Source organism: Chitinophaga sp. 01L420, from assembly GCF_056399985.1.
The window spans coordinates 20,474-47,328 of record NZ_JBFTSK010000002.1 but is presented as its reverse complement, the minus strand read 5'-3'; the positions used below and the strand labels follow the sequence as shown (position 1 = coordinate 47,328).

Below are 26,855 nucleotides of genomic sequence, written 5' to 3'. Positions count from 1 at the left end.
GAGTAGCGATAGACGAACGGCCAACTGCTTTTAGTGAATGATGTCAATTGTATAGCTGAAGAATAAAAGCTAGAGGCTAATATCTAACAGCTGAATGAATTCTTCTTCTGAAAGTATTTTAACGGTATTGATTTTCTTGGCTTTTTCCAGTTTGCTACCGGCATCATCTCCTACTACCAGGTAGTTGAGTTTGCTGCTCACGCCACTCACTATTTTGCCCCCTTCTTTTTCTACCATCTCTTCCGCGTCACTACGTTTTAGTTTATGCAGGGTGCCGGTAAATAAAAACGTTTGTCCGTTGAGGTTACCTGATGTAGGTGCTGACTTTTTAGTGTTTTCCATGTTGATGCCCAGCGCAGCCAGTTTATCCAGCATGACGATGTTATCTTCATTGGCAAAAAACACACGGATAGAGCCGGCTACTTTAGGGCCTATATCTTCCAGCGCAAGGATCTGCTCTTCTGTCCAGTTTTGCAGATCCATGATATGCGTTACTGCGTTGGCCAGTGTTTTGGCGGTGGTTTCGCCTACATAGCGTATGCCTAGTCCAAATATGAGCCGATGCAGCGGTTGTGTTTTGGATTGTGCAATAGCCGTTTCCAGGTTGGTCAGTGATTTTTTACCGAAGCCTTCCAGTGCACCTATTTTCTCAAAGTCCAGTTCGTAGATGCCAGGAATATCTTTCAGTAGTCCTAACGAAAAGAACTTGCGCACATTGCTTTCGCCAAAGCTTTTAATATCCATGGCGTCTTTACTCACAAAGTGAATCATTCTTTCCACTACCTGCGCTTCACAGTTAATGTTGGTGCAGCGCCACACAGCTTCGTCTGCTGTTTTTACCAACTTATCGTGGCATACAGGGCAGTGGGTGGGGAACACAATATCCTGTTCGCTGCCATCCCGCAGGTCGGCTACAGATTTTACAATGTAAGGAATCACATCTCCCGCTCTTTCTACCAGTACTGTATCGCCCAGCTTAAGGTCTTTCTCTTTAATCACTTCTTCATTAAAAAGAGAAATAGAGCCAACGGTAACACCGCCAATGGGCACAGGATCAATCTTTGCCACAGGTGTAACAGAGCCGGTGCGGCCTACCTGGAACTCTACGCTGCGCAGCTTGCTGGTGGCCTGTCGTGCTTTGAATTTATAGGCAATAGCCCAACGCGGGTGATGCGTGGTCATGCCCAGTTTATCCTGCAGGTTATAGTCGTTCACTTTTACCACCATACCATCTATTTCATATGGCAGGTTATCGCGTTCATTTTCAAACCACAAACAATGATCAATCACGGCCTGAATACCTTTAACTACTTTCTTTTCTTTGGCCGGACTGCGGAATCCCAGGGTAGATAATAGTTCCAGCGTACCACTATGCGTTGTGAGCGCATCGGGTTCTGTTTGCCCCGGGTTTATGGTATGATAGCTCATGTGGTACAGAAAAGCTTCCAGTCCACGTTTGGCCACTTCGTTAGGATCTACCATCCGGAGGGACCCGGAGGCCGCATTGCGTGGATTAGCCAGTGGTGGCTGATTGTCGGCAATACGTTTTTCATTGAAAGCACTAAAGGTATTTTTATTGATCAGTACTTCCCCGCGGATTTCTATCTGGTGAATGCCGTATTTGGAGAATTTAGCAGATAATGGAATAGAGCGGATCTGTTTGATGTTGGTAGTAATATCTTCTCCTGCCACGCCGTCGCCGCGGGTGGCGCCACGTGTGAGATGGTCATCTTCATAAATCAGGGAAATGCTGGCGCCATCAAACTTAGGTTCAATGCAATATTCTATTTCAGGAATGCCGGCGCTTTCCCGGGCTTTGCGATCCCAGTCCAGCAGATCATCTGCATTGTAGGAGTTCTCCAGACTGAGCATAGGTACCAGGTGGGGTACCGTAACAAATTCCTTGGTAAGCCCCTTAGCTACACGCTGGGTAGGGGAGTCTGCTGTGATGAGATCCGGATGTTCCAGCTCCAGCTTTTTAAGCCAGGCGAAAAGCTGATCGTATTCATAATCACTTATCACTGGTTCGCTCTGCACGTAGTAGCGCCAGTCGTTGTAACTGATCACACGGCGAAGGGCATCCAGGGTTTCATCAATGGATTGCAGCAGTTGCTGCTGCTGTAAGTGGCTTAACAGATCTTTGGCCAGCTGCGCCAGGGTTATTTCTATCTCCTTTGTGTACATAATATGTGAAACTGAGACGTAAATTTAAACTTATCTTTCACGTTAGGGATATCTCTTCAAAAAATTCGGTGGATTTTGTTTTAAATGTGGTAATTTTTTCTTTCATTTGATTATAATTCTGCGTAAGAACAATTAACTGCGTTTTTCTGTAATTCCACGTTCCTTATGATGTCTATGTACACCAAGAACATCAATACGCACCTTGTAGAAATAAAAGACTATTTCAAGGTGGCGATTTCTGTAGACTGCGTTATTTTCGGCTTTAACAACGATGAGCTGAAGGTATTACTGATCGAATCAGATCTGAAAGAATACAAAGGGAAATGGTCGCTGCTGGGCGATATTGTCCGGCCGGAGGAAGAGTTGGACGAAGCTGCTTATCGCGTGCTGAAAGCCCGTACAGGCCTGGATACTGTGTATATGGAGCAGGTACAGACCTTTGGTGCTATTCAGCGGCACCCTGCAGGCAGGGTGGTTACGGTAGCTTACTACTCCCTTGTGAATATTGAACATGTAGAGCTGAAGACGCATAATAACGAACTGCACTGGCATAGCGTTAAAGACCTGCAAGACATGGCCTTTGACCACAAGCAAATCCTGGATACCTGCCATGAGCGCCTGAAACAGCAGGTGCTGGTACAGCCTATCGGATTTAACCTGTTACCCCGTAAGTTCTCCCTCCGCGAGCTGCAAAATCTTTATGAAGCCATATTGGATATGGAACTGGACCGCCGCAACTTCAGGAAAAAGTTTTTATCCATGGATTTACTGATGGATTTGAATGAAGAAGAGGAAGATGTACCGCATCGTCCTGCCAAGCTCTACAAATTTAATTTTGATAAATATGACCAGCGTAAGAAGCGCTACCTGGGTATAGGCTTCTAGTGACGTTGTGATGGTACTTTTTTAGCCCGCACACCCCTGTTTCTTATTATTTCCGTTAATTTTCATGAGGTCAAAATCCTTTACCAATAAGGATTTGGTAACGTGCGTACCTGCAAATAATTTGCAGCATTCTTTTTCTCCAGAAAAAGAAAAAAAAGTTTGTATTTAACAAAAATTTAAGTAAGATTGTGTAAGATATACACATCCTAGAAAGCAACTTATTATTCGACATAAAACCAAAATTTACGACTGATTCGCGCTAAGATTTTTTCACAGTATATTTCGTATGTAGAAAATTCCACTAAACAAGATTTAAAAGACTACAAAATCATTCATCAATAAATTGATTTTATAGTTCCACGTTATGAATCATAAGACTGCTAAGCATTACTGCCTTGTGTCTTACTTTACGCTTTCCCTTGTACAGGCATTGTACAGGGGAAAGTTGTTTTAGGGAAATACTAAGCGATTTCGGAATCAGTTAAAAATTTTGCAACAAGACAAGGCCCCTGTTCAATCAATTCTAATTCTGGGTAAACCCGTGCTATACCGGCAGTTCAGCAGGTTTTTCCGTAACTTGCATTCTTCCTGTGGAGGAATGACAAAGACTGGATTACGACTAACGGATACCTAAAACTTACCATCATATTATGTCTTATACACCACAACATAAGGTTCGCATTGTAACAGCAGCAGCTTTATTCGACGGTCATGATGCGGCCATCAATATCATGCGGCGCATTATGCAGGCAAAAGGTGCCGAGGTAATTCATCTCGGGCATAACCGTTCTGCAGCGGAAATTGTAGACTGTGCCATTCAGGAGGATGCGCAAGGCATAGCGGTAACATCCTACCAGGGTGGGCACGTGGAGTTTTTCAAGTATATGTATGACCTGCTGCAGGAAAAAGGCTGTGGCCATATAAAAATTTTTGGTGGCGGCGGCGGTACCATCCTGCCGGTGGAAATTGCAGAACTGCATGCATACGGCATTGCACGCCTCTATTCACCCGATGATGGCCGGCAGATGGGACTGGAAGGCATGATTGAAGACCTGATCAGCCAGTGCGACATTGCTGTGAAACCACTCACAGAAGGCGGTAATGTGGAAGATATCCCACAACTGCAAAAAGAAAAGAATCCGAAAATCATCGCCCGGTCGATCAGCCTGGCAGAAAATGATATGCCAGTAGCACTGCTCAAAGGGCAGAAAACCAGCACCGCTGTAACGGTGGATGAAACTGCAACAGCACATATCACTCATACTGCAGCTGACCCGGAAAGATCTCCCGTACTGGGCATTACCGGAACAGGTGGCGCCGGTAAAAGTAGTGTCACCGATGAACTGGTGCGTCGCTACCTGAATCATACAAATGATAAAACGGTTGCCGTTATTTCAGTCGATCCATCCAAAAAGAAAACGGGTGGTGCTTTACTGGGTGACAGAATCCGTATGAACTCCATTCATCATCCCCGCGCCTACATGCGCTCCCTGGCTACCCGCGAAAGCGATAAAGCCATCAGTGAGCATATACAGGAAGCAATCGACATCTGCAAACTGGCTGCCTTCGATTTTATCATCCTGGAAACATCCGGTATAGGACAGAGCGATACCGCTATCACTGACTACTGCGATGTATCCCTGTACGTAATGACACCAGAGTATGGTGCTGCTTCTCAGCTGGAAAAAATTAACATGCTGGATTATGCAGATGTGATTGCCATCAACAAATTTGATAAAGCCGGCGCACTCGATGCTTTGCATGATGTGCGCAAACAATATAAACGCAACCACGGCCTCTGGGACGCTAAGGAAGATGCGTTACCAGTAGTCGGTTCTATTGCTTCTCAATTTAATGATCCGGGCATCAACCTGTTGTTTGAAAGGGTAATGGAGAAAGTAGAAGAGAAAACAGGTGCCAGCTTCGGTCCTATGGCCCATGAAAGCGTGAAATCTACTTCTACCAAATCACAGATCATTCCGCCGGCAAGAGTACGTTACCTCGCCGAAATTGCAGAAGCCATCGGGGATTACAGCAAATGGACAGATGAGCAATGCAAAATCGCCACACAGCTGTACCAGGTAGAAGGAGTCATCGCTTTGCAGCCAGCTCTCGCCGCCTCCCTCGCCGACATCAAAGCACACCTGGAGAAATCATTACATCCGGAGTGTAAGAAACTGGTGGAAGAATGGCCTGCCCTGCTGAAAAAATATACTGCTGATTTTTACGAATTCCAGGTAAGGGATAAAGTGATTAAATTACCACTCTATTCCGAAAGCCTTAGCCATAGCAGGATTCCTAAGGTTAGTTTACCTAAGTACAAAGACTGGGGCGATATTCTCCGCTGGCAGCTCACAGAAAATCTGCCTGGCGAGTTCCCTTATGCTGCGGGTGTATTTCCATTAAAAAGAGAGGGAGAAGATCCAACCCGCATGTTTGCCGGAGAAGGCGGACCAGAAAGAACCAATAAACGTTTTCACTATGTATCATTGGATCAACCGGCAAAGCGCCTGTCTACTGCATTTGACAGCGTAACTCTATACGGCGAAGATCCTGCAGTGAGACCGGATATTTACGGTAAAGTAGGTAACTCCGGCGTGAGCATTGCCACCGTAGACGATGCTAAAAAATTGTACAGCGGATTTGATCTCTGTGATCCAAAAACCTCTGTATCCATGACGATCAACGGCCCAGCGCCCATACTGCTGGCATTTTTCATGAATGCCGCCATTGATCAGCAATGCGAAAAATACATCAAAGAAAATGGGTTGACCGACAAGGTAACCACACTGATAAAAACGAAATTCAAAGATCATCCGCTGCCGCATTACAGCGGCGACCTGCCAGCAGGTAACGATGGTCTCGGGCTACAGCTGCTGGGCATTTCCGGCGAAGAAGTACTGGACCGAGAGGTATATGAAAAAATAAAAGCACACGCACTAAGTACCGTTCGCGGTACCGTACAGGCAGATATCCTGAAAGAAGACCAGGCTCAGAACACCTGCATTTTCTCGACTGAATTTGCACTGAAGTTAATGGGGGATGTGCAGGAATATTTCATCACAGAAAAAGTACGGAACTTCTATTCTGTGAGTATTTCCGGTTATCATATTGCCGAAGCCGGCGCCAATCCTATTACACAGTTGGCGTTCACGCTGTCCAACGGGTTTACCTATGTAGAGTACTACCTGAGCAGAGGCATGAACATTGATGATTTTGCGCCTAACCTGTCTTTCTTCTTCAGCAACGGTATGGATCCCGAATATGCGGTAATAGGTCGTGTAGCCCGCCGCATCTGGGCAAAGGCCATCAAGTATAAATACAAAGGAAATGATCGTTCACAGAAGCTGAAATACCATATCCAGACTTCCGGCCGCAGTCTGCATGCGCAGGAAATTGATTTCAACGATATCCGCACCACATTGCAGGCATTGTACGCTATCTACGATAACTGCAATTCCCTGCACACCAACGCATACGATGAAGCCATTACCACGCCTACAGAAGAAAGTGTGAGAAGGGCTATGGCTATACAGCTCATCATCAACCGGGAACTGGGTACCGCTAAAAACGAAAACCCGGTGCAGGGCGCCTTTTTTATTGAAGAACTGACGGACCTGGTAGAAGAAGCCGTACTCAACGAATTTAACCGTATCACAGAGCGTGGCGGTGTTTTAGGCGCGATGGAAAGAATGTATCAGCGTAATAAAATACAGGAAGAAAGCCTGTATTATGAATCACTGAAACATACCGGCGAATTCCCGATCGTAGGTGTAAATACTTTCCTGAATAAAAATGGGTCACCTACTATTATTCCGGCGGAAGTAATCCGTTCTACTACAGAAGAAAAAGAATTCCAGATACATACGCTGGAAGCCTTCCAGGACAGACACCAACACAAGAGTGCTGCAGCGCTGAAGCAGTTGCAGCTGGCAGCAGTAGGCAATGGTAATCTCTTCGCAGAACTGATGGAAACGGTGAAACATTGTTCTCTCGGACAGATTACACATGCACTGTACGAAGTGGGTGGACAGTACCGTAGAAATATGTAATTAAAGCGGAAGGCTTAAAGCAGAAAGCAAAAAGCTATTGAAGCGAATGATCAGAGCGGGTATTGTTTCCACTTTAGTCATTCGCTTCAATAGCTTTTTGCTTTCTGCTTTAAGCTTTCCGCTCTTTATATTATATTAGTATTACTTTTTATTGAACCATTATCTCCATAGAGTAGGGCGCCTATTTTTACAGCTTCACTTATCATATCGTTATGAAGAAAATATTTTTCGTTTTCCTTTTTTTTGTGACTTTACAGGCAACTGCACAAATCAAAGATACAGTAGCAAAACGTATTACATTACCCAATGGCTGGGCTTTAACGCCTGTGGGGCATTCATTGCCATTGGGTGATTTACCGTTGAACATGATACTGTCGTCTTCCGGGAAGTATCTGGCCGTTACCAATAATGGGCAAAGCCGGCAAACCATCCAATTGATAGACGCAGTAAAAGAGCAGCTGCTGGACGAAGTAACGATTCCGAAGTCATGGTTGGGATTGGCCTTTAGCAAGGATGAAAAGAAGTTGTATGCCTCCGGGGCCAACGATAATGTAATCTGGCAATATGCGATCACTAATAATAAATTGCAGGTAACAGATAGTATCCGGCTGGGACTGGCCTGGCCGAAAGAAAAAATTTGCCCTACAGGTATGGTAATAGATCCATCACGTAACCGGCTATACGTAGTAACCAAGGAAGATAATAGTCTTTATGTGATCGATCTGCAGCAAAATAAAGTCATCTCACATATTCCTTTGGCGGCAGAAGCTTATACGGCCCTGCTGTCAAAAGATAGAAGCCACCTCTATATTTCCCTCTGGGGTGGTGATGCAGTGGCTGTGTTTGACCTCGCTTCAGAGAAAATAAGTAATACGATTACTGTAGGCAGCCATCCCAATGAAATGATTCTATCTGCCAATGGGAAATACTTATACGTAGCTAATGCAAATGATAACTCGGTAGCCGTTATCAATACCGCAGATCATAAAGTAATTGAATCGTTACAAACGGCATTGTACCCGGATGCGCCCGCGGGGTCTACTACAAATGGGCTGGCATTATCAGCAAATAATAAACAGCTGTACATTGCCAACGCAGATAATAATTGTCTGGCCGTTTTTGATGTGACCAATCCAGGTAAAAGCAGGTCTAAAGGATTTATACCAGTAGGTTGGTATCCTACCTGTGTAAGAGTAATGGGAAAGAAAGTACTCGTTGCCAACGGTAAAGGATTTACCTCTATGGCTAATCCTGATGGCCCTAATCCAATCAACAAAAAAGAGGAGAGTGGATCACATCAGGCGAATACAAGGAAAGACAGACCAGTACAATATATCGGAGGTTTGTTTAAAGGGACGTTGTCTGTTTTTAATGAACCAACGGATGTATTGTTGAGCCGCTGGTCCGGATGGGTATATGAAAATACACCTTATACAAAAGCGAAAGAAGATACCGCTGCAGGGGAAGCTGGTAACCCGATTCCACGGACTGCCGGACAAACTTCTCCCATTAAATATGTTTTTTACATTATCAAGGAAAACCGAACCTACGACCAGGTATTGGGGGATATGACCGCAGGAAACGGAGATAGCAGTTTGTGTATTTTTCCTGAGCGTATTACGCCTAATCAGCATCGTTTATCAGGTGATTTTGTGTTACTGGATAATTTCTATGTAGATGCAGAAGTCAGCGCGGATGGACATAACTGGAGTATGGCGGCCTATGCTACTGATTATGTGGAGAAAACCTGGCCTACCAGCTATGGTGGCCGTGGTGGCACCTATGATTATGAGGGCAGCCGTAAAATAGCGTATCCCAAAAAAGGATTTATCTGGGATTATTGTAATCGTGCAGGTGTGACTTACCGTACTTATGGTGAGTTTGCGGGTAAGGGAAAAGCGGCGCTCAAATCACTGGAAAATAATTTCTGTACAGATTATCCTTCTTTTGATCTGAATATCCAGGATGTAGTCCGGCAGCAAATCTGGCAACATGATTTTGATTCTTTGCTGGCCATTGACGCAGTGCCACATTTCAACAGTATCCGTTTAGGCAATGACCATACCAGTGGTATGCGGAAAGGCGCCTATTCGCCTTATGCTGCCGTCGCGGACAATGACCTGGCAGTAGGGCAGTTGGTTGATTACATCTCCCATAGTAAGATATGGAAGGAAAGCGCCATTTTTATTCTGGAAGATGATGCCCAGAATGGCCCTGATCACATAGATGCTCACCGTTCTACGGCCTATGTTATCAGTCCTTACGTCAAAAGAAATGCAGTCAGTCATAATATGTATTCCACTTCAGGAATGTTGCGTACCATAGAACTGATACTGGGTTTGCCTCCTATGAGTCAGTATGATGCTGCCGCCAATCCTATGTGGGAGTTATTTTCTGCTACACCTGACCTGACACCTTATACAGCTTTATCCGCCCGGGTAGACATTCATGAAAGAAATGTGGCCTGGAATGAAAGTGCACGCCGTTCTGCCACTTTTGATCTGGCGCATGAAGACCGGGTACCGGACCTGGAGTTGAATGAAGTGGTGTGGAAGGCCATCCATGGAGAGCATTCAGTGATGCCAGCACCCAGGAGAAGTGCTTTTGTGAAGTTACAGGCTACGGAAGAAGAGGACGATTGATAAATCGATTAAGCAAATCCAGGAAACTTTTCTATTTTAGGGGTTCCTAAATTCAAAAAACGTTATGGTTGCAAGGAGAGATTTTCTAAAGAACAGCGCCCTGGTAGCAGGCGTTGTTGGGCTGGGACTGCCCAAAACAGTATTTGGCTGGAACGGATATACCTCCCAGCGCCCACCATTGGCAAAGCGGAAATTTACCAGCGAAGCAGTGGAAAAGACGATTGTGAAGGTAAAAGCGCAGATCGCAGATACCAAATTAGGCTGGTTGTTTGAAAACTGTTTTCCTAATACACTTGACACCACTGTTAATTTTAAATCAGAAAACGGCAGACCCGATACTTTCGTGATCACCGGCGATATCAATGCGATGTGGCTACGCGACTCCTCTGCCCAGGTATGGCCTTATCTGCCATTGGTAAAAGATGATGCGAAACTGAAGGAAATGGTAGTGGGCGTGATTAATCGCCAGACAAAATGTATTCTCATTGATCCATATGCCAATGCTTTCAATGAAGGACCAACCGGTAGTGAGTGGGATAAAGATCTGACAGATATGAAACCGGAACTGCATGAGCGTAAATGGGAAATTGACTCCCTGTGTTATCCAGTACGCTTGTCTTATAATTATTGGAAAATAAGTGGCGACAATACGCCCTTTGATGCTAAATACAAACAGGCGGCTCAGTCTATCGTAAAAACATTTAAGGAACAGCAGCGTAAAGATGGCCATGGTCCGTACAAGTTCCAGCGTATCTCTGCTGTGCAGTCGGATACAGTGGCAAATGGAGGCTGGGGGAACCCAATATCTCCGGTAGGCCTGATCGTGTCTATTTTCCGCCCTTCTGATGACGCCACCGTATTTCCTTTCCTGATTCCTTCCAATATGTTTGCCGTAGTATCTCTGCGGCAGCTGGCGGAAATCAGCGAAACTATTTATAAAGATGCCGCCTTTGCAAAAGAATGTACTGCGCTGGCAGATGAAGTAGACCGGGCTATCAAAGCATATGCTATTGTGGAGCATCCCAAGCTGGGCATGATGTATGGCTTTGAAGTGGACGGATTTGGCAATCGTTTATTCCTCGACGATACCAACGTACCTAGTCTCTTATCCATCCCTTACCTGGGCTACACAGGCATCGATGATCCACTGTACCAGGCATCCAGGCATTTTGTATGGAGCAATTTCCAGCCATGGTTTTACAGAGGTAAATATGGTGATGGCGTAGGCAGTCCGCATACCGGTAACGATTATATCTGGCCAATGAGTGTTATCATGAGAGCTTTAACCAGCCATGATAAAGAAGAAATAGCTGACTGTATCAAAACATTACGCAATACAGACGGTGGTACTGGTTTTATTCATGAATCTTATCACAAGGATGATCCGACTAAGTTTACCCGCCCCTGGTTTGCCTGGGTGAATACCTTATTCGGTGAATTGATCCTGAAAGTAAGCCAGGAATATCCGGATCTGCTGAAAAGACAATACGCATAAATCATCCAGATAACTTTAATCAGGGATTTTGTGAGGTATGTTCAATAAATTGTGAACATAAATCATGAGGTCCCTGATTTTTTATTAGATAGTACCTGTATTCTTAAATCAATAAACCTGACAGTATTAATGGTAGCAGCAAATATTTACCAGCAACGAATAGATCAGTTCAATGAATCGATGAAAAAGGAGAAAAGGTTGACTTCTACTTTATCGTGGGCCCGGTTAATCAGTTTCCTGCTGGTAGGCACCAGCGTGGTACAGCTGATCAGGAACGGATGGATGGTTGGTTGGCTGCTGTTAGTTATAGCAGGGGTTATTGCATTTGCCCGGTTACTGATACTTTATACCAAAGCGCTGCAAAGACTTCAATTATTCGAAACCTTGCTGGAGCTTAACAGGAAGGAGTTACAGCTTGTCACCACCTGGCAATCGTCATTTGAAGACGGGAATGAATTTGTGGATGATAAGCATGATTTTACCAGTGATCTGGATGTATTTGGACCATCTTCTATCTTTCAACATATCAACAGAACCGGTACTTTATCCGGCAAACGCATGCTGGCAGCAGCTTTGCGTACGCCGCTTAGAAGTGGGGCTGCAATCCTGGATACACAACAGGCGCTGAAAGTGCTGGCGCCCGAACTGGAGTTCCGGCAACTGCTCACCGCTAATGCCCTGCTGGCAAAAGAAGAGGAGAGTGACCGCCGCGAAATTGCCGCGTGGTTGGAAATGCCTTTCCATTTTATTAACAGTAAACTGATCAATATTGCCATCTGGGCAAGTCCTTCGTTGGCAGTGGCAGCCATTGTGTATGGTAGCGTGAGCGGGCATTGGTACCCCTTAACGATTATGATTGTGGTGAATTGGTTCTTACTGGGCATTAATCAAAAGGATATCATGGCGCAGTATGGGCTCATGTCTCATAAGGAGCGTATACTGGATAAGTTTTCGATTTTGCTCAACCTTATTAAAAGTGGTTCTTTCAAGGAGTCGACATTGCTTCAGGAGCAGCAGGACATTGCGAAAGAGGCAGATGTGGCTTTGAAAGGGCTGGCACGTGTAAGCGCTGCCTTTGATCAGCGTTTGAATCTTTTGGTAGGGTTAATCCTTAATTCCCTGATGCTGTACGATTTTCATTGTATCCTGCGACTGGAGCGCTGGAAGCAGCAACACAAGCTCCATATTGCCAAATGGTTTGATGTGATTACGCAGTTTGAATTATGGAATAGTATGGCCACTTATGCGTATAATCATCCGCAGTTTTCCTGGCCGGAACCACAAGATGCGTGTGTACTGGAGGCTACTGCGCTGGGGCATCCATTGATCCCCGCCAGCGAATGTGTAAAGAACGATGGTGCTGCCGGGAAAAAAGACAATTTCCTGATCATTACCGGATCCAACATGTCCGGGAAGAGTACCTTCCTGCGCAGTGTGGGCGCCAATTTGCTGATGGCCATGTGTGGTGCGCCGGTATGTGCGGAGCGTCTGATTTTCAGCCCTATGCATATCATGACCTCTATGCGGATCAAGGATTCCATTGCCAGTCATACTTCTTATTTCCAGGCAGAATTGCTACGTTTACAGCATATTATCCGTCAACTGAAAACAGGGGAGCGGGTATTTATTTTGTTAGATGAAATTCTCAAAGGCACCAATTCGGAAGACAAGCTCTCCGGCTCCCGCAGCCTGATAGAACATTTCCTGCAGTACAATTGCCTGGGGATGATTGCTACGCACGACCTGGAGTTGGGGCAACTGGAAGGTGCGTATCCCAATCAGATCCGCAATTATTGCTTCGAAAGCACTATACAGGACAATCATCTTTACTTCGACTATCGCATCCGGGAAGGCATTGCTCGTAATAAGAATGCCACCTTCCTGATGAAGCAGATGGAGATTATCTAACCTTACCGCTTAAAACAAATTATATAAATAACTAAATATTTTAGTAGTTTTACTAAAATATTTAGTCTATGACTTTGCCGTTCCAGGAAGGGGGATCAGAGCCTCAATATTATAAAGGCCGTGGTGCGCAGATAAATCCGAAGAATAAATTTCTGACGGACGAATATGCGCAGGAACATGCCGAAGGTATTGATGAGTGGTGGCAGGCGGATGTACCCACCCAGATATTTGAAGAACATGCAAAGACCCTTGTCAACAAGGTAGATAGTCCGGATGTGGGAATGTGGTTTTCTATGAACCCCTACCAGGGCTGCGAACATGGCTGTATTTACTGCTATGCCCGGAATACGCATCAATATTGGGGTCTGAGTGCCGGTCTTGATTTCGAGCGTAAAATCATAGTGAAACACAATGCTCCTGCACTGCTCCGTAAGTTCCTGGACAACAAGAACTGGGTGCCCAAGCCCATTTCCCTGTCGGGCAATACCGACTGCTATCAGCCGGTGGAGCGCAAGATGTGGCTTACCCGTCAGCTGCTGGAGGTAGCGCTGGAGTACAAACAGCCGGTGGGCATCATTACTAAAAACTCATTGGTATTGAGGGATCGCTACCTGCTGCAACAGCTGGCCCAGGAAAACCTGGTATGCGTATACCTGTCCGTTACCACGCTGCAGGAGGATCTGCGGTTGAAAATGGAGCCCCGTACAGCTACTGCAGCACAAAGACTTAAAGTGGTGAAAGAGCTGAGCGATCTCGGTGTACCCGTTGGCGTTATGACAGCCCCCATTATACCCGGACTGAACGACCATGAGATTCCCCGCCTGCTGGAAGCGGCAGCGGCCAATGGGGCCAGGTATGCAGGCTATACGGTGGTAAGGCTCAACGATGCAGTGAAGATCATTTTTAACGACTGGCTCTACAAAAACTTCCCCGACCGGGCAGATAAAGTATGGCATCTCATAGAAGGAATGCACGGAGGAACCGTGAATGATAGCGAATTTGGACGCCGGATGAGAGGAGAAGGAAACTTCGCCGACCTGATTAAGCAACAATTTAAAATTCACACTAAAAAGAACGGATTGAACCAGGATCGCTTCGAATTCAATACAGACGCGTTCCGACGGCCAAATTCACAATTGAGTTTGTTCTGAGATAGCCGTATGAAATAGTTGCAGTTTAAACTAAATGTTAAGTCTAGGAAAAAAGTAGGGTGTTTTTTTGTGTAATAAAAAAAATAAAAATTATCTTTGTTCCAAGAACAAAAAGAACTGTGCAACTTATATCAACATACGAGATTTTAGCGATGGCCTGCAAGCAAAAGCAGGTCAAGGCCAGATTGCGGGCGTGTTGCACCGATTGTTAACGATAGAAAAAGTTATCAAACGATATAAACAAAAGTCCCGCACTAGAGAAAGTGTGGGACTTTTTGCTTTTGAAGCAGTACTGAAATGACGACATTGAAAGAATTTCAAAAGATAACTGTAATGCAAAAAAAATACACCTCGTGGTGTAAACGGGATGGCTTTGCCTTTAAAAAGTCATACGGACATGGTATGCGGTAATGTGAGATCACTCTCTATACATTATTACTCCCGGTCCGTAAATACGGCCGGGTTTTTTTGTGGCCAAATCCGGCATAAAAATGGCAAACAAAATATTTTTTAAATGAAGTTATGCGCTAACCCATTTCATTAGCAAACAGCAAAGTGCATAATCCCAAAACGTTAGATGATGAGAAACGTTATTCAAATTGTAAGAGAGGCTTTACTCACCAATTTCAAAGAGTTGGATCAGTGGTTTGAAAAAGACCAGGCATTACTGCACTTCAAACCAGACCGCGATCAATGGAACATCAGAGAAGTATTGGAGCATATTACGCTGACCAACTATTTCCTGCTGCTGATCATTAATAAGAGTACCCGCCGTGCGCTGGAACGTAAAAAGACCGGCCACACCGTGATACTCCCAGCGGATTACCAGGATAAATTAAGCCAGATAGACGTCATCGGTAGCAAGTCCTTTGGTTGGGTAAGACCAGAACATATGGAACCTACCGGATTTAAAAATATACAAGAGGTAAAAGCCCTCCTGAAACAGCAATATGCACAATGCATGTATAATCTGTCTCTCCTGAAAAATGGAGAAGGTGTACTTGTATTCACTAACATGTCTGTAAATCAGCTGGGTAAGCTCGATATATACCAATACATCTATTTCCTCACCAAGCATATTGAACGGCATATCCGTCAGATGCAACGGCTCCAGACAGAGTTCGAAGAGAGTGCGGTATTAATATAATTTTAAGGTCGACCATCAACATCTGTATTTGTTAGTCCCGATTGGTTACTGAAGCCGGAGGTATGCACACTTCCGGCTTTTTGCTACCGTTAAAAATGGCTATCCCCAAAGGATATACACTGAAGAGCGTAGATCAGCAGGAGGGTCAGATAACGTATATCTACGAGCATTTATCATAAATGTTAACAGCAAGGAGATAAGTGGACAGTGTATATGTAATGATGCACAAGAATAGTTGCAATCCGGCATCAAAATCTTGAAACCTGCTGCTGGTCACAGATACAACCGTTAATTTTTTAAGTGAAAAAGTACTGCTGAATAAAGCATAGAAAAAATATTTGAAAATATTTTGTTAAAAATTTGCAATATCAAAATATATCCTGTTATCTTTGCATCGTTAAAATTGATAATAAAAGAAAACTTATAAAAATGAAACGCTTCAATCTATATATGGACAACGCAATTCCTTGCTACGAGCAAGGCAGTGGCGGGTTCCGGGCGTTTTATGTTTACAGGTAGATCAAAAATATTTGTAAAAATAACAGAAGCCCGGGTCCTTGGATCCGGGCTTTTTTGTTATCGTTTTTATGATAATGAATTTGCCGGCAATTACAGAACGGGTTCAGATCCGCCGCAGTAAATGGTTTCAGGATAGCATTAATTCAATTAATGTTAAATGGCCGGGTTATGTCTTAACGTAGTGTATACGTTAACGTTAGTAACCCGGTCCGTGAAAACAGACCGGGTTTTTTTGTGTTGCAAAAAAGATTATTTGAGGAGGTACATATAAAACAGGCAGGCGGAGTAATCCTGCTCCGCTTTCTTCTCCTTTTGAAGATATATTTTTTCGTCTCTGTTTGCAATTTAACCCCCAACAATCAGGTTATCATAAGGATAACTTGTAATTTCCCCCATGATAAGTATGATTTTCCCAGGGCTCACCGCCCTGGGAAATCTTTATCAGCAGGAAGTATTCACATTCAAGAGATAACGTAACATGAAGCATATAGTTAATAATAACATCGAAATCACTGATGGTGAGCATTTTGATCCGAAGGGAGTGTATACCGTTAATTTTAATGCGATTCCGGATATCAACAATATTTATGAAGTAGATGGCGACAAAGCCGCCGCTGCTTTTGCAAAAACATATGGAAATATTATTACGCATACCCATCGCTATACCGATTATGATAACAAAAAGAAAAAGTACAAGCATAATCAAACACTGATGGTGTTGAATAATAACTGCGTAGTAGCGTTCTGGCAATCATGGTGCGAAATACTGCACAATGGACAAATTCCTGCTTTTGTAACTGAAGTAACGGACATGGTTACACGCTATAAAGAAAAACAGCGCAGAGAACCACATGAAATAAATCTCATCACCAGCGGACGCAAAGGATTGGAGCTGAAAAGCCTGGAAATAAAACGTACCCGCCTCGATATCGGGATGTTTTATGAGGAAGAATTTAAAGAAATAGATAAGGTAATACAGCAACGACTGAAGAAAGATAAAGACAAAGGAATTGTATTGCTGCATGGCTTACCAGGAACAGGGAAAACAACTTACTTGCGTTACCTGATTGGCAGGATCAAAAAACGGGTACTGTTTGTTTCGCCTGATCTGGCTAACAATATTATGAATCCGGAGTTCATGGAACTGTTGATTGATAATCCTAATTGCGTGGTGATTATTGAAGATGCTGAAAATGTAATTATGGATCGTAAGTTTTCAGGCAATTCATCGGTATCTAATTTATTGAACTTATCGGATGGCTTGCTGGCAGACTGTTTGAATATACAACTCGTATGTTCTTTTAACAGCGACTTATCTGCCATAGACAGTGCATTGTTGCGTAAAGGCCGGTTGATTGCCAAGTATGAATTTAAGCGGTTACAGGTAGATAAAGCACAGCAATTATCAAAGCACATGGGCTTCGACAGTGTGATTAATAAACCCATGACGATTGCAGAAATTGCGAATCAGCATGAGCCTTCTTTTGAAAGAAAACAACATGTGATTGGGTTCAGAAGAGAAGCGCTGGAAGAAATAGCATAAACTGAAAATATGACTAACAAGAGAAAATATTTGTCCATTTATATCAGCATGTTAAGGGAGTTCCGATCGAACACCTAAACATGTTTTATGAACGATTATTTATTGGAATTAGATGCACTGCTGTCTGCTTCGCGTATAAGAAGTGTCAGGCAGAGGAAGCGTGTTGCCATCGCGCATCAGGATAAGCAATTGCTGAAACTGGACAGGGAGTACAGTGCTTTGTGGAAAATTTATGACAGCCGCGGATATATTCCACTGAAGCCGCCTATCGTAAAAGGATACATACGTTTTTTTGTCTTGAGAGATGATGTAGCCCGCAGTAAAGATGCCGGATTTTATCAGGGTATTCTTGACAAGATCAATACCGGCACTTATTGTGCGGAGAAGAGTTTCCGTGTGAGTAAACGGCGTAAAAGGCGATGGAGGTATATTGTATACCTGCAGAAATTGTACAAGCCAGATGAAGCCACCTTCAAGAAAATGGGATTCAGCCGTCGTGCTGCGAATTGCTTTGAGGAAGTCATTAAACAGGATAAACGTACAAAGAAGCCGGTAAAAAAATACGTATTCAAAGAACCCTGGCGCTTTATACTGAGAGTAAGACCCAATGTAATCACACAGCAAAGAGTAGAGGCGCCGGAATTACTTGCACAGATGGATGAGATAGGTGGCTTTCTGAAGCGAAATATGCTGCGCCCCAAACTGTCTAAGTTAAAGTATGGGAGCTATAACAGCAGACGGAGAGAATGGTTGGGCGACTGCAATGGGCGATACCTTGTGGATAAGTGGCTGCTGCCGGATGCCTTTATAAGAAAAGAAGTAGAAGAAGGAATTGGGGCAAACATATTTGTTAACCTTAAAAAAATGAAGTCATGAGAAAGAATAAAATGTCCATATACAACAGCTTGAGCAATCGCTTCTACAAAAAAATGGAAGCAATTAAGTGGGAAATGAATCATTGGTTATGGACAATCCGATACAAACGGAAATTGAAAACTATATTGCAGCATCACGAATAAGAACTGGCAGAAGAAGAACACGTGATGCGCGGACGCAATTTGAGAAATACTTATTAGCGCTCGATAAAAAAAGAAAGGAGTTGAGCCTGGCCTGGAACAAGCGTGGCTATGTACCATTGGAGCCGCCGGTAATGATAGGTTATAAGCGATTCTTTGTGTTGAGAGATGATGTGGCAAGAGGGAAGCACGCCGACTTTTACCAGGCGTTGCTAAAGAAGATCAATACCTATGACTACAGTCATCGTAAAGATTTTAAAGTAAAGAAAAGATCACATGGCAGAAAGAAGTTGGTATTGAGAGAACAGCATTTGTTACAGCCTGATGAAAGTCACTTTAAAAAGTTAGCATTTACTGATAGAGAGGAAAACTGTTTTGAAGAACAGCTTTTCTTTCACAAGAATAGTCTCTTGCCGGTGAAGCGAATGGTTGTTAAAGAGTCGTGGCGATTCGTATTGCGTATCAAGCCTAATATGATTACGCAAGTGAGAATGATGGTACCTGAACTGCTATCGCAAATCAAACAGCTCGATAATTACGTGGAGCAGCATTATCTGAATCATAAAATCAGAAAGCTTACGCGGAGCAGAGGATCTAGTTGGAGAAGATGGTCTTTTAGCGGTAATGAAAAGTATAAATTTAAGCAGAAGACCCTGCAACAACTGTTGCAGGAAGAATGGTATGACAAAAATAACCCCGTATGTCAAATTTTAAAGTAGGCGGTAAAACCTTACTGGGATTAGGTTACCCAAAAAGTCCTGTGTTTCGTTTAGTCATCAATGTAATGGACGAACATTTCAGTCATCTGACCCGTGACGAAGCGATAGATATTTTGAAGAAAGTGTTGGCGGATCCTGCTGCTTATGTAGCGGATGAGAAGTTAGGAAAGGTAGCTGAACAGTTGCTGACACCAACTGCGCCGGAAGAAATTGCATTGCGTGAAACGCCGGTACCTTACGCCGTTTTCGGGCTGGATAATATTGCGGACGGCGCGATACAGCAGCTGAATAATGCAGTTCGTTTACCCGTTGCCGTAGCCGGATCTTTAATGCCGGATGCGCATCAGGGATATGGATTGCCTATAGGTGGGGTATTAGCAGCTGATAATGCGGTTATTCCTTATGGTGTGGGGGTGGATATTGGTTGTCGTATGTGTTTGAGTATACTGGATCTGCCGGAGGAGTCGTTGTTGATAAATGAAAGCGAATACAAGAAGCAGCTGGTGAACTGGACTAAATTTGGTGCGGGAGTGGAGTGGAAGAAAAGGGAAGCCGATCCGGTATTGGAAAGAACTGAGTTTAAGGAAATACGTTTCGTGAAGAATCTGTTTGATAAAGCTGCTGGTCAATTGGGAACTTCCGGTTCCGGTAACCACTTTGTGGAGTGGGGAATTGCGACTATCACAGATGCACGGAATGAGTGGGGATTAGCACCGGGTAATTATGTGGCGTTGTTATCGCATTCCGGTTCCCGTGGACTGGGGGCACAGATAGCGGGGCATTATACGCAGGTGGCAAAAGATCTTTGTCCGTTGCCGGAGAAGGCAAGACATCTGGCTTACCTGGATCTGAATTCAGAAGCAGGACAGGAATACTGGCTGGCTATGAACCTGGCGGGTGATTATGCGTCTGCCTGCCACCATTTGATTCATAAACGGCTTATCAATGCGATGGGCGCCACCTTGCTGGCAAGAGTAGAGAACCACCATAACTTCGCCTGGAAAGAGACATATGAGGGTAAAGAAGTGATTGTGCATCGTAAGGGTGCAACACCAGCAGGTAAAGGTGTACTGGGAGTGATTCCGGGATCTATGACGGCACCTGGATTTATTGTACGGGGAAAAGGAGAAGTAAGCAGCCTGCAGTCAGCATCGCATGGTGCAGGGAGACTGATGTCCCGTACTCAGGCGCAGAAATCAATTACGGACCAGCAGTTAACGCAGGTGTTGCAGGAGCATGGAGTTACGTTGATTGGAGGAGGGTTGGATGAAGCGCCTGGTGCGTACAAGGATATCAATACCGTGATGGCCGCCCAAACAGACCTGGTGGAAGTGATAGGGAAATTTGTTCCTAAGGTAGTGAGAATGGCCGATGGCGGACCTCCGGAGGACTAACTAAAGATATATGCAATGACGCGATAGCGGAAGATGACGAAAGTTGTTTTCCGCTTTTCGTTTTTATTAGTCTAGTGAAATAGTAGGATATTTAATTTTTATTACTTATCATTGTGGTAGTTTACCACCACCAGATACTTATTTATGATACCTATACATGGGCTGGCACCGTGTATGAGCCTATGTCTTATGATCAAGGATTTCCGGATTTAAAATTTAACAAAGTGCATTTAAACTACCTGGCATTGGCAGTTCCTTTTTTCCTGACATTCATTGGGTTGGAATACCTAGTGTCGCGTAAAAAAGGCAAGACTTATTTTAAGTTTAATGATTCCATTACCAACCTGAGTGTGGGTATTGCCGAGCGCTTACTGGATACGTTTACCGTGGGCCTTTTCTATTTTGTATACGATTACCTGTATCGTCATTACGCCATATTTGATATTAAATCCAGTGTATTGTTATGGGTAGCGTTACTGATATGTACCGATTTTATCTGGTACTGGTATCACCGGCTGGCGCATGAAGTAACTGTTTTTTGGTGTGCGCACGTAGTGCATCATCAGAGTGAAGAGTTTAACTATACGGTATCTGCACGTATCACGGTGTTCCAGGCATTTGTACGTACTGGTTTCTGGGCAATACTGCCGGTAATAGGTTTCCCGCCCGCCATGATCACGAGTATGCTACTGGTGCATGGGTTATATCCGTTTTTTATACATACCCGTACTATTGGTAATTTGGGTATTCTTGAATATATCCTGGTTACACCATCTCATCACCGGGTACATCATGCCAGCAATCCTCAGTATCTCGATAAGAATTATGGAGATGTATTTATCATCTGGGATAAGTTATTCGGCACTTTTGTGAAAGAAGGGGAGGAACCTGTGTATGGTTTAACCAAGCCATTGGAAAGTAATAGTTTTCTATGGCAGCATTTTCATTTTATACTGGAGATGCTTTATTCTGCCCGTCAGGCGAAGGGATGGCGAAACAAGCTGCGTATTATTTTTGGTAAGCCGGACAATGTTGATCCGGGAGCACGGGAGGTACTGGAGGAGAAATTCCTGCTGCGTAACCCTCATATAACGGAAACGCCTAAGCTGTTTAATTATGTATTGTGGCAAATAGTAGTCACGCTGCTGGTTTTATTTTCCTTCCTGTTACTGGAGCATTATGTACCTGTATTTATACAGGTATGTGTAGCCTTGCTGATACTGCTTACGCTGATCAACTGTGGTGCTATTATGGAGCAAAAGAAGTGGGTATTTTATCTGGAGTATGCCCGTTATCTGGTGTTATGCTTTGCGGGTTACTATGTATGGCCTCATCCAGGGTTCCTTTGTGCGGCTGCCATTATTATGGTTACTGCTTTTTATTTCCAGTCACATCTGAAAGAACATTATCTGCGGCTGGTATATGGTTACTACCGTTCATAGCTAAGATAGTCCGGCCTGAAAGTTATTTCGGGCTGGATGATACGTTTATGTTAATGTTTAGGGATAAATTATTGTCTTGGCACCTGCGATTTAAGTATTTTCCGGGCGAAATGTATTCTGCTTTTGATAGTTCCCAATGGTTCCTGTAGAATATTTGCAATCTCGAAATATTTGTAACCCTCGTAATAAAGCATAAATGGCTTTTTGAAGATATTGGGCAAGTGGTAAACTGCCACATGAATATCTTTCATCTGTAAGTTAGAGGCCGCTTTATTGGTGACTGTATGTTGCTGGTAATTAATGAAGAAATCGCTGGCACTGGGTTCTGCGACCATGCGATGCTTCAGTTTTTTTCTATAATGATTAATGAAAATATTCCGCATGATGGTGAATAGCCAGGCGCGGATGTTGGTGCCTTCCAGGTATTTCTCCTGGTTGGAAAGGGCTCTGAAAAGGGTTTCCTGGTAAAGATCTTTTGCCTGTTCGGCATCTTTCGTGAGGGTAAAAGCAAAGGGTTTCAGGAAATCAGCGTTTCCAATAAGCAAGGTGTTAAATTCAACAGACGACATAATGTTTAAGTTTTGCCTTAACTAATTTAAACAAAAAGGGGTAAAAGATATATTCAGAGGATGCCAAGGGGCTGTTAAAACATGACATTTTTTAGTTAATACAATTGATTCTCAAGCAATTTATCCCAGGCTAGTACTTAGATCAATAAAAACGGTGGTAGTTTAAGTAGTAATCGTAATTTTTCAAAACAGGTAATTCATGGACGACTCTCAGATAGATAAACGTAAAAGAATAACAAAAGGATTTTAATAATAAGGATTTATTGTATTAAGTAAAATCATATATTATAATTATCTTAAAATTAGTCGTAGAATAATATTTGGACGCATATTTGCATGGTGCTGCCCGTATCTTCAGACCATATGTTTAAACATTCAGCCGATAGTTCATAATGATTTCAGCTTAAAAGTGTTAGGAATTCTGATGGAACTAACATTTATATGTTATTTTTAATAGATTTGCACCTTATTTGGTGGAAGCCAAGTAAGATTGTTTCCAAAAAAGTATTCGAGAAAGTTTAGATCCTATCATACATGTTAAGAAAATTACTGTTGGTCCAACTGTTCCTGTTTATAGGTATGTGTGTAATGGCACAGGTTCCGTCCCCAGCTCAGATAAAGCAAGTAAACGTAGATAACTTATCAGACGATCAAATCAGACGGATCGTGGCAGAGATGAAGCAAAATAATCTGACCATGTCTGATATTGATTCTTATGCTGAACAGAAAGGTGTGCCTCCGGCAGAAGCAGAGAAGTTGAAGACCAGGATAACAATAATGGGATTGGATAAATCGCTTGATAAGAAAAAAGCTTCCGAAACTTTTCAGCAAAATACACAGTATTCTGAACGATCATTTAACGATTCTGATACAAGTCAGGTAGATATTTTCAGACAAGGTTCAAACCCTGAGGCCATAAAAAGGAAGAAAATATTTGGATCAGAACTGTTCAGCAATAAGAATATCACATTTGAACCCAACTTAAGAATCCCCACTCCTTCTAATTACAGACTAGCGGCTAATGACCAACTAATGATCGATGTATATGGTTATTCAGAAGTACAGTATAAGCTGACTGTAACAGAAGAAGGATATATACGCATTCCTAACCTGGGACCAGTATATGTGAATGGCTTAACAATGGAAGAGGCCAAAACAAGAATTACCAAACAATTGTCTACTATTTATTCTACTATATCAAGCGGTAAAACTTTCGTACAAACTTCTCTTGGAGATATTCGGAGCATCCGGATTTTAATGATAGGTGAAGTGCAGCGGCCGGGTACTTATACACTGCCTTCTCTGGCTTCTGTGGCAAATGCGTTGTATGTTTCTGGTGGTCCGGATGAAAATGGCTCCTTTCGTAGCATACAGGTAATTCGAAATGGGCAGGTGATTAATACTTTCGATCTGTATGATTTTATTACCAGAGGAGATTTAACCAACAATATTATTTTACAGGATCAGGATATTGTGAAGGTAAATCCTTACAAAACACGCGTGGAATTGATTGGAGAGGTAAAACGTCCGGCTATTTTTGAAGCAAAAGATAATGAAACGCTGCAGACAATATTGGATTATGCGGGTGGTTATACAGATGGTTCGTTTAAAGATAATATAACAGGATATCGTATTAATAATAAGGAAAGAGAAGTTATAAATGTTTCGGCTGATCAGATTGCTACTTTTAAACTTAAGTCAGGTGATCAGTTTTTTGTTGATTCTATCCTGAACCGTTTTAGTAACAGAGTCACCATAGCAGGAGCGGTTTTTCATCCTGGTAATTATGGTCTGGAAAAAGGCATGACATTGCTGGACTTGATTAAAAAGGCAGATGGTGTAAGAGAAGAAGCATCCCTAAACCGAGGTATCATACGTCGTTTGCAGGATGACTTTACCCCTGCGATTATAAGTTTTAACGTACAGGATATTATCAGTGGAAAAACTAACTTGCCCATTCAGAAAGAAGATAGTGTGATTGTGTTTTCCAAGCAGGATCTAAGACAGCAGTATTTTATCTCGATCAGTGGGGAGGTAAACAGACCTGGTGCGTTTCCTTATGCAGATAGTATGCGTTTGGAAGACCTCATATTGATATCTGGTGGTCTCAAGGACGCGGCCTCATTAAAGCATGTGGAAGTATCCAGAAGGATCAGGAGTGGCGACTATAATGGTAAGGACAGTGCAAAAGCTATTATCAGACAGTTTGATATTAGTGCAGATTTGAGTAGCATCGCTGGAGAACAGATTATGTTAGAACCGTTTGATGAGGTGATAATTCGTAAATCTCCAAGATATAGTGAACAGGCCAATATTTTGGTGGAAGGGGAGGTTGTTTATCCTGGGCAATATGCTATTATAAACAAAGGGGAACGCATTTCTCAGCTTGTTACCAGATCTGGCGGGTTGAGATCTGAAGCCTTCCCGGAAGGTGCTCTGCTGTTGCGTAAAACCTATGTGAATGGCTCTGATAGTGCATTATTAAATAACAAATTGGCACTGTTTTATAGCAAGCTGGAGGATAGTGCGAGCATTTCCAGTGTTAAGAATATGATGGAACGTAAATATCAATTGCTTGGAATTAATCTTGACGACATATTAAAGAAACCAGGATCAAAGTATGATATTTTGCTGGAAGAAGGGGACGTATTGAAGATCCCTAAAAAGCTGCAAACGGTTCAAGTTTTTGGAGAAATTTATTTCCCTAAGAAAATACGGTTTGATACAAGAAATGATTTCAGAGATTATATAAGGGGAGCAGGTGGTTTTACTTCGAGTGCTTTGAAAAGGAGAAGCTATGTTGTATATCCTAATGGTGAGGTTAAAAGCACCAGGAAGGTGTTATTCTTCAATAAATATCCTAAAGTTAAACCCGGATCAGAAGTGTATGTGCCAAGTAAAAGGGAAAGAAAAGGTTTGAATCMCCAAACTGTAGGACTAATAAGCGGACTAGCTACTGTGGCATTGATTATTGTGACTTTACTGGATAAAATTAAATAATATTTAGTATTCATTAGTTATTAGAATACAGTTTGCAATAATTAAAAGATAAGAATACATGGAGATCTCAAAAAAGAGTTCAGCTGACAGGGATGATAATGAAGAGATATCACTTAAGGAGCTGATTCTTAAAATTAAAGAGTGGATCAGCTATTTATGGAGGAAGAAGTTCTTGGTTATTGCAATAGGATTAGTTGGCGCCGGGCTTGGGCTTTGGTATTCTTATATTACAGACCCGGTTTATAGCGCGGAGCTTACTTTTGTGGTGGAAGATAGTAAATCCAGTCCGTTGGGAGCCTATGCTGGTATCGCAAGCCAGTTTGGGATAGATCTTGGAGGAATAGGAGGAAGTAGTGGTGCGTTTAGTGGCGATAACATACTTGGGTTGCTAAAATCCAGGCTTCTGATCGAAAAGGCTTTATTGTCCGGGCAGGCCGTCTACAGAGGAAAAAAAATGTCATTAGCAGATCTGTATATTGAGTATAATGAATTGAAGGATAAGTGGAAAAATAAATTAGCTCTTGAAACGATGCATTTTCCTATTGGGGCAGACCGTACGTTGTTTACATTGCAGCAAGACAGTATACTGAATGTGTTTCAAAACGCGCTCTCTGAAAAAAATCTTAAAGTTGAGAAACCAGATAAAAAATTGTCATTTATTTCGGTGACTTGTAACAGCACGAATGAAATGTTTGCCAAGTTGTTTACAGAGAAACTGGTAGCTGTAGCACTAGACCTGTATATTGACACCAAAACCCAGCGCAATAAAATAAATGTCGATAGGCTGCAACAACAGGCCGACTCGCTGGAAGGGATGTTGAATAAGAAAACGTATTCGGCAGCGCAAGCCCAGGACCTGAATACTAATCCTGCCAGACAGCTTGCAAGCGTCGGCGTTGAATTAGCCCTGAGGGATAAAATGGTGTTGCAGACCATGTATGCAGAGGTAATTAAAAATCTGGAATTAAGTAAGTTGGCTATGGCCCAGGAAACACCTGTTATCCAGGTAGTTGATACGCCTATTTTGCCTTTGGATAAGAAGAAGTTCGGAAGATTAAAAGGATTAATTCTGGGTGGTTTTCTTGGCGGATTCCTGACAGTAATAGCATTGATTATCCGGAAGGTTTACAGAGAAATCATGCAATAAATCTAATTATCGCGGTTAATAAAATCAATGTTAGTAACAAGA

General features: G+C 43.0%; 16 protein-coding genes. 14 read left to right on the top strand and 2 right to left on the bottom strand.

Annotation, left to right across the window (positions count from 1 at the left end; genetic code table 11):
• Positions 1-69: 69 nt before the first annotated feature.
• The gene (ligA, locus tag AC1DP6_RS01860) at positions 70-2,184 is read right to left on the bottom strand and encodes an NAD-dependent DNA ligase LigA (protein ID WP_477053339.1); all 2,115 of its coding nucleotides are present in this window, start codon (positions 2,182-2,184) and stop codon (positions 70-72) included.
• A 165-nt stretch (positions 2,185-2,349) separates the two neighbouring features.
• On the opposite strand from ligA, the gene AC1DP6_RS01855 reads away from it, so the two are divergent.
• From AC1DP6_RS01855 to AC1DP6_RS01800, 12 genes are all read left to right on the top strand, one after another.
• Entirely contained in the window at positions 2,350-3,069 is a 720-nt protein-coding gene (locus AC1DP6_RS01855) for an NUDIX hydrolase (RefSeq protein ID WP_441577788.1), read from the top strand.
• 650 nt (positions 3,070-3,719) lie between these two features.
• Positions 3,720-7,121, top strand: a complete 3,402-nt coding sequence (locus tag AC1DP6_RS01850; RefSeq protein WP_477053338.1) for a methylmalonyl-CoA mutase family protein — start codon at positions 3,720-3,722, stop codon at positions 7,119-7,121.
• A 212-nt stretch (positions 7,122-7,333) separates the two neighbouring features.
• Positions 7,334-9,763, top strand: coding sequence for a bifunctional YncE family protein/alkaline phosphatase family protein (locus AC1DP6_RS01845; protein WP_477053337.1), 2,430 nt, complete (start codon positions 7,334-7,336; stop codon positions 9,761-9,763).
• A gap of 64 nt (positions 9,764-9,827) precedes the next feature.
• Positions 9,828-11,258 carry a glycoside hydrolase family 125 protein gene (locus tag AC1DP6_RS01840; RefSeq protein ID WP_441577791.1) on the top strand — a complete coding sequence of 477 codons (1,431 nt, stop codon included), beginning with the start codon at positions 9,828-9,830 and terminating at the stop codon, positions 11,256-11,258.
• A gap of 129 nt (positions 11,259-11,387) precedes the next feature.
• Positions 11,388-13,166: a MutS-related protein gene (locus AC1DP6_RS01835; protein WP_477053336.1), complete on the top strand. Its 1,779-nt coding sequence runs from the start codon at positions 11,388-11,390 to the stop codon at positions 13,164-13,166.
• A 68-nt stretch (positions 13,167-13,234) separates the two neighbouring features.
• A complete protein-coding gene (locus tag AC1DP6_RS01830) occupies positions 13,235-14,317 on the top strand; it encodes a PA0069 family radical SAM protein (protein ID WP_477053335.1) in 1,083 nt (360 codons plus the stop codon).
• Positions 14,318-14,897: 580 nt separating this feature from the next.
• Entirely contained in the window at positions 14,898-15,464 is a 567-nt protein-coding gene (locus tag AC1DP6_RS01825) for a DinB family protein (protein WP_477053334.1), read from the top strand.
• Positions 15,465-16,461: 997 nt separating this feature from the next.
• Entirely contained in the window at positions 16,462-17,526 is a 1,065-nt protein-coding gene (locus AC1DP6_RS01820; RefSeq protein ID WP_477053333.1) for an AAA family ATPase, read from the top strand.
• Positions 17,527-17,613: 87 nt separating this feature from the next.
• Positions 17,614-18,402: a hypothetical protein gene (locus AC1DP6_RS01815; RefSeq protein WP_477053332.1), complete on the top strand. Its 789-nt coding sequence runs from the start codon at positions 17,614-17,616 to the stop codon at positions 18,400-18,402.
• Positions 18,403-18,490: 88 nt separating this feature from the next.
• Positions 18,491-19,261: a hypothetical protein gene (locus AC1DP6_RS01810; protein WP_477053331.1), complete on the top strand. Its 771-nt coding sequence runs from the start codon at positions 18,491-18,493 to the stop codon at positions 19,259-19,261.
• Positions 19,243-20,655: an RtcB family protein gene (locus AC1DP6_RS01805; RefSeq protein WP_477053330.1), complete on the top strand. Its 1,413-nt coding sequence runs from the start codon at positions 19,243-19,245 to the stop codon at positions 20,653-20,655. Before AC1DP6_RS01810 ends, AC1DP6_RS01805 begins: the two co-directional genes overlap by 19 nt.
• Before the next feature lie 224 nt (positions 20,656-20,879).
• A complete protein-coding gene (locus tag AC1DP6_RS01800; protein ID WP_477053329.1) occupies positions 20,880-22,097 on the top strand; it encodes a sterol desaturase family protein in 1,218 nt (405 codons plus the stop codon).
• A 68-nt stretch (positions 22,098-22,165) separates the two neighbouring features.
• Here AC1DP6_RS01800 and AC1DP6_RS01795 read toward each other — a convergent pair whose 3' ends face one another.
• A complete protein-coding gene (locus AC1DP6_RS01795; protein ID WP_441577800.1) occupies positions 22,166-22,666 on the bottom strand; it encodes an RNA polymerase sigma factor in 501 nt (166 codons plus the stop codon).
• 675 nt (positions 22,667-23,341) lie between these two features.
• Between AC1DP6_RS01795 and AC1DP6_RS01790 the strand changes: the two genes are divergently transcribed.
• Positions 23,342-25,666 carry an SLBB domain-containing protein gene (locus AC1DP6_RS01790; RefSeq protein WP_477053674.1) on the top strand — a complete coding sequence of 775 codons (2,325 nt, stop codon included), beginning with the start codon at positions 23,342-23,344 and terminating at the stop codon, positions 25,664-25,666.
• Between the two features lie 58 nt (positions 25,667-25,724).
• Complete coding sequence (locus tag AC1DP6_RS01785; protein ID WP_477053328.1) at positions 25,725-26,813, top strand: Wzz/FepE/Etk N-terminal domain-containing protein; 1,089 nt, start codon at positions 25,725-25,727, stop codon at positions 26,811-26,813.
• Positions 26,814-26,855 lie beyond the last annotated feature (42 nt).

Excerpts from the sequence above, each read along its gene's own strand:
- AC1DP6_RS01835 (WP_477053336.1), top strand. The coding sequence starts at position 11,388 with ATGGTAGCAGCAAATATTTACCAGCAACGAATAGATCAGTTCAATGAA.
- AC1DP6_RS01825 (WP_477053334.1), top strand. The coding sequence starts at position 14,898 with ATGAGAAACGTTATTCAAATTGTAAGAGAGGCTTTACTCACCAATTTC.
- AC1DP6_RS01830 (WP_477053335.1), top strand. The coding sequence starts at position 13,235 with ATGACTTTGCCGTTCCAGGAAGGGGGATCAGAGCCTCAATATTATAAA.
- AC1DP6_RS01820 (WP_477053333.1), top strand. The coding sequence starts at position 16,462 with ATGAAGCATATAGTTAATAATAACATCGAAATCACTGATGGTGAGCAT.
- AC1DP6_RS01845 (WP_477053337.1), top strand. The coding sequence starts at position 7,334 with ATGAAGAAAATATTTTTCGTTTTCCTTTTTTTTGTGACTTTACAGGCA.
- ligA (WP_477053339.1), bottom strand. The coding sequence starts at position 2,184 with ATGTACACAAAGGAGATAGAAATAACCCTGGCGCAGCTGGCCAAAGAT.
- AC1DP6_RS01810 (WP_477053331.1), top strand. The coding sequence starts at position 18,491 with ATGGACAATCCGATACAAACGGAAATTGAAAACTATATTGCAGCATCA.
- AC1DP6_RS01805 (WP_477053330.1), top strand. The coding sequence starts at position 19,243 with ATGTCAAATTTTAAAGTAGGCGGTAAAACCTTACTGGGATTAGGTTAC.
- AC1DP6_RS01840 (WP_441577791.1), top strand. The coding sequence starts at position 9,828 with ATGGTTGCAAGGAGAGATTTTCTAAAGAACAGCGCCCTGGTAGCAGGC.
- AC1DP6_RS01855 (WP_441577788.1), top strand. The coding sequence starts at position 2,350 with ATGATGTCTATGTACACCAAGAACATCAATACGCACCTTGTAGAAATA.
- AC1DP6_RS01815 (WP_477053332.1), top strand. The coding sequence starts at position 17,614 with ATGAACGATTATTTATTGGAATTAGATGCACTGCTGTCTGCTTCGCGT.
- AC1DP6_RS01795 (WP_441577800.1), bottom strand. The coding sequence starts at position 22,666 with ATGTCGTCTGTTGAATTTAACACCTTGCTTATTGGAAACGCTGATTTC.
- AC1DP6_RS01850 (WP_477053338.1), top strand. The coding sequence starts at position 3,720 with ATGTCTTATACACCACAACATAAGGTTCGCATTGTAACAGCAGCAGCT.
- AC1DP6_RS01785 (WP_477053328.1), top strand. The coding sequence starts at position 25,725 with ATGGAGATCTCAAAAAAGAGTTCAGCTGACAGGGATGATAATGAAGAG.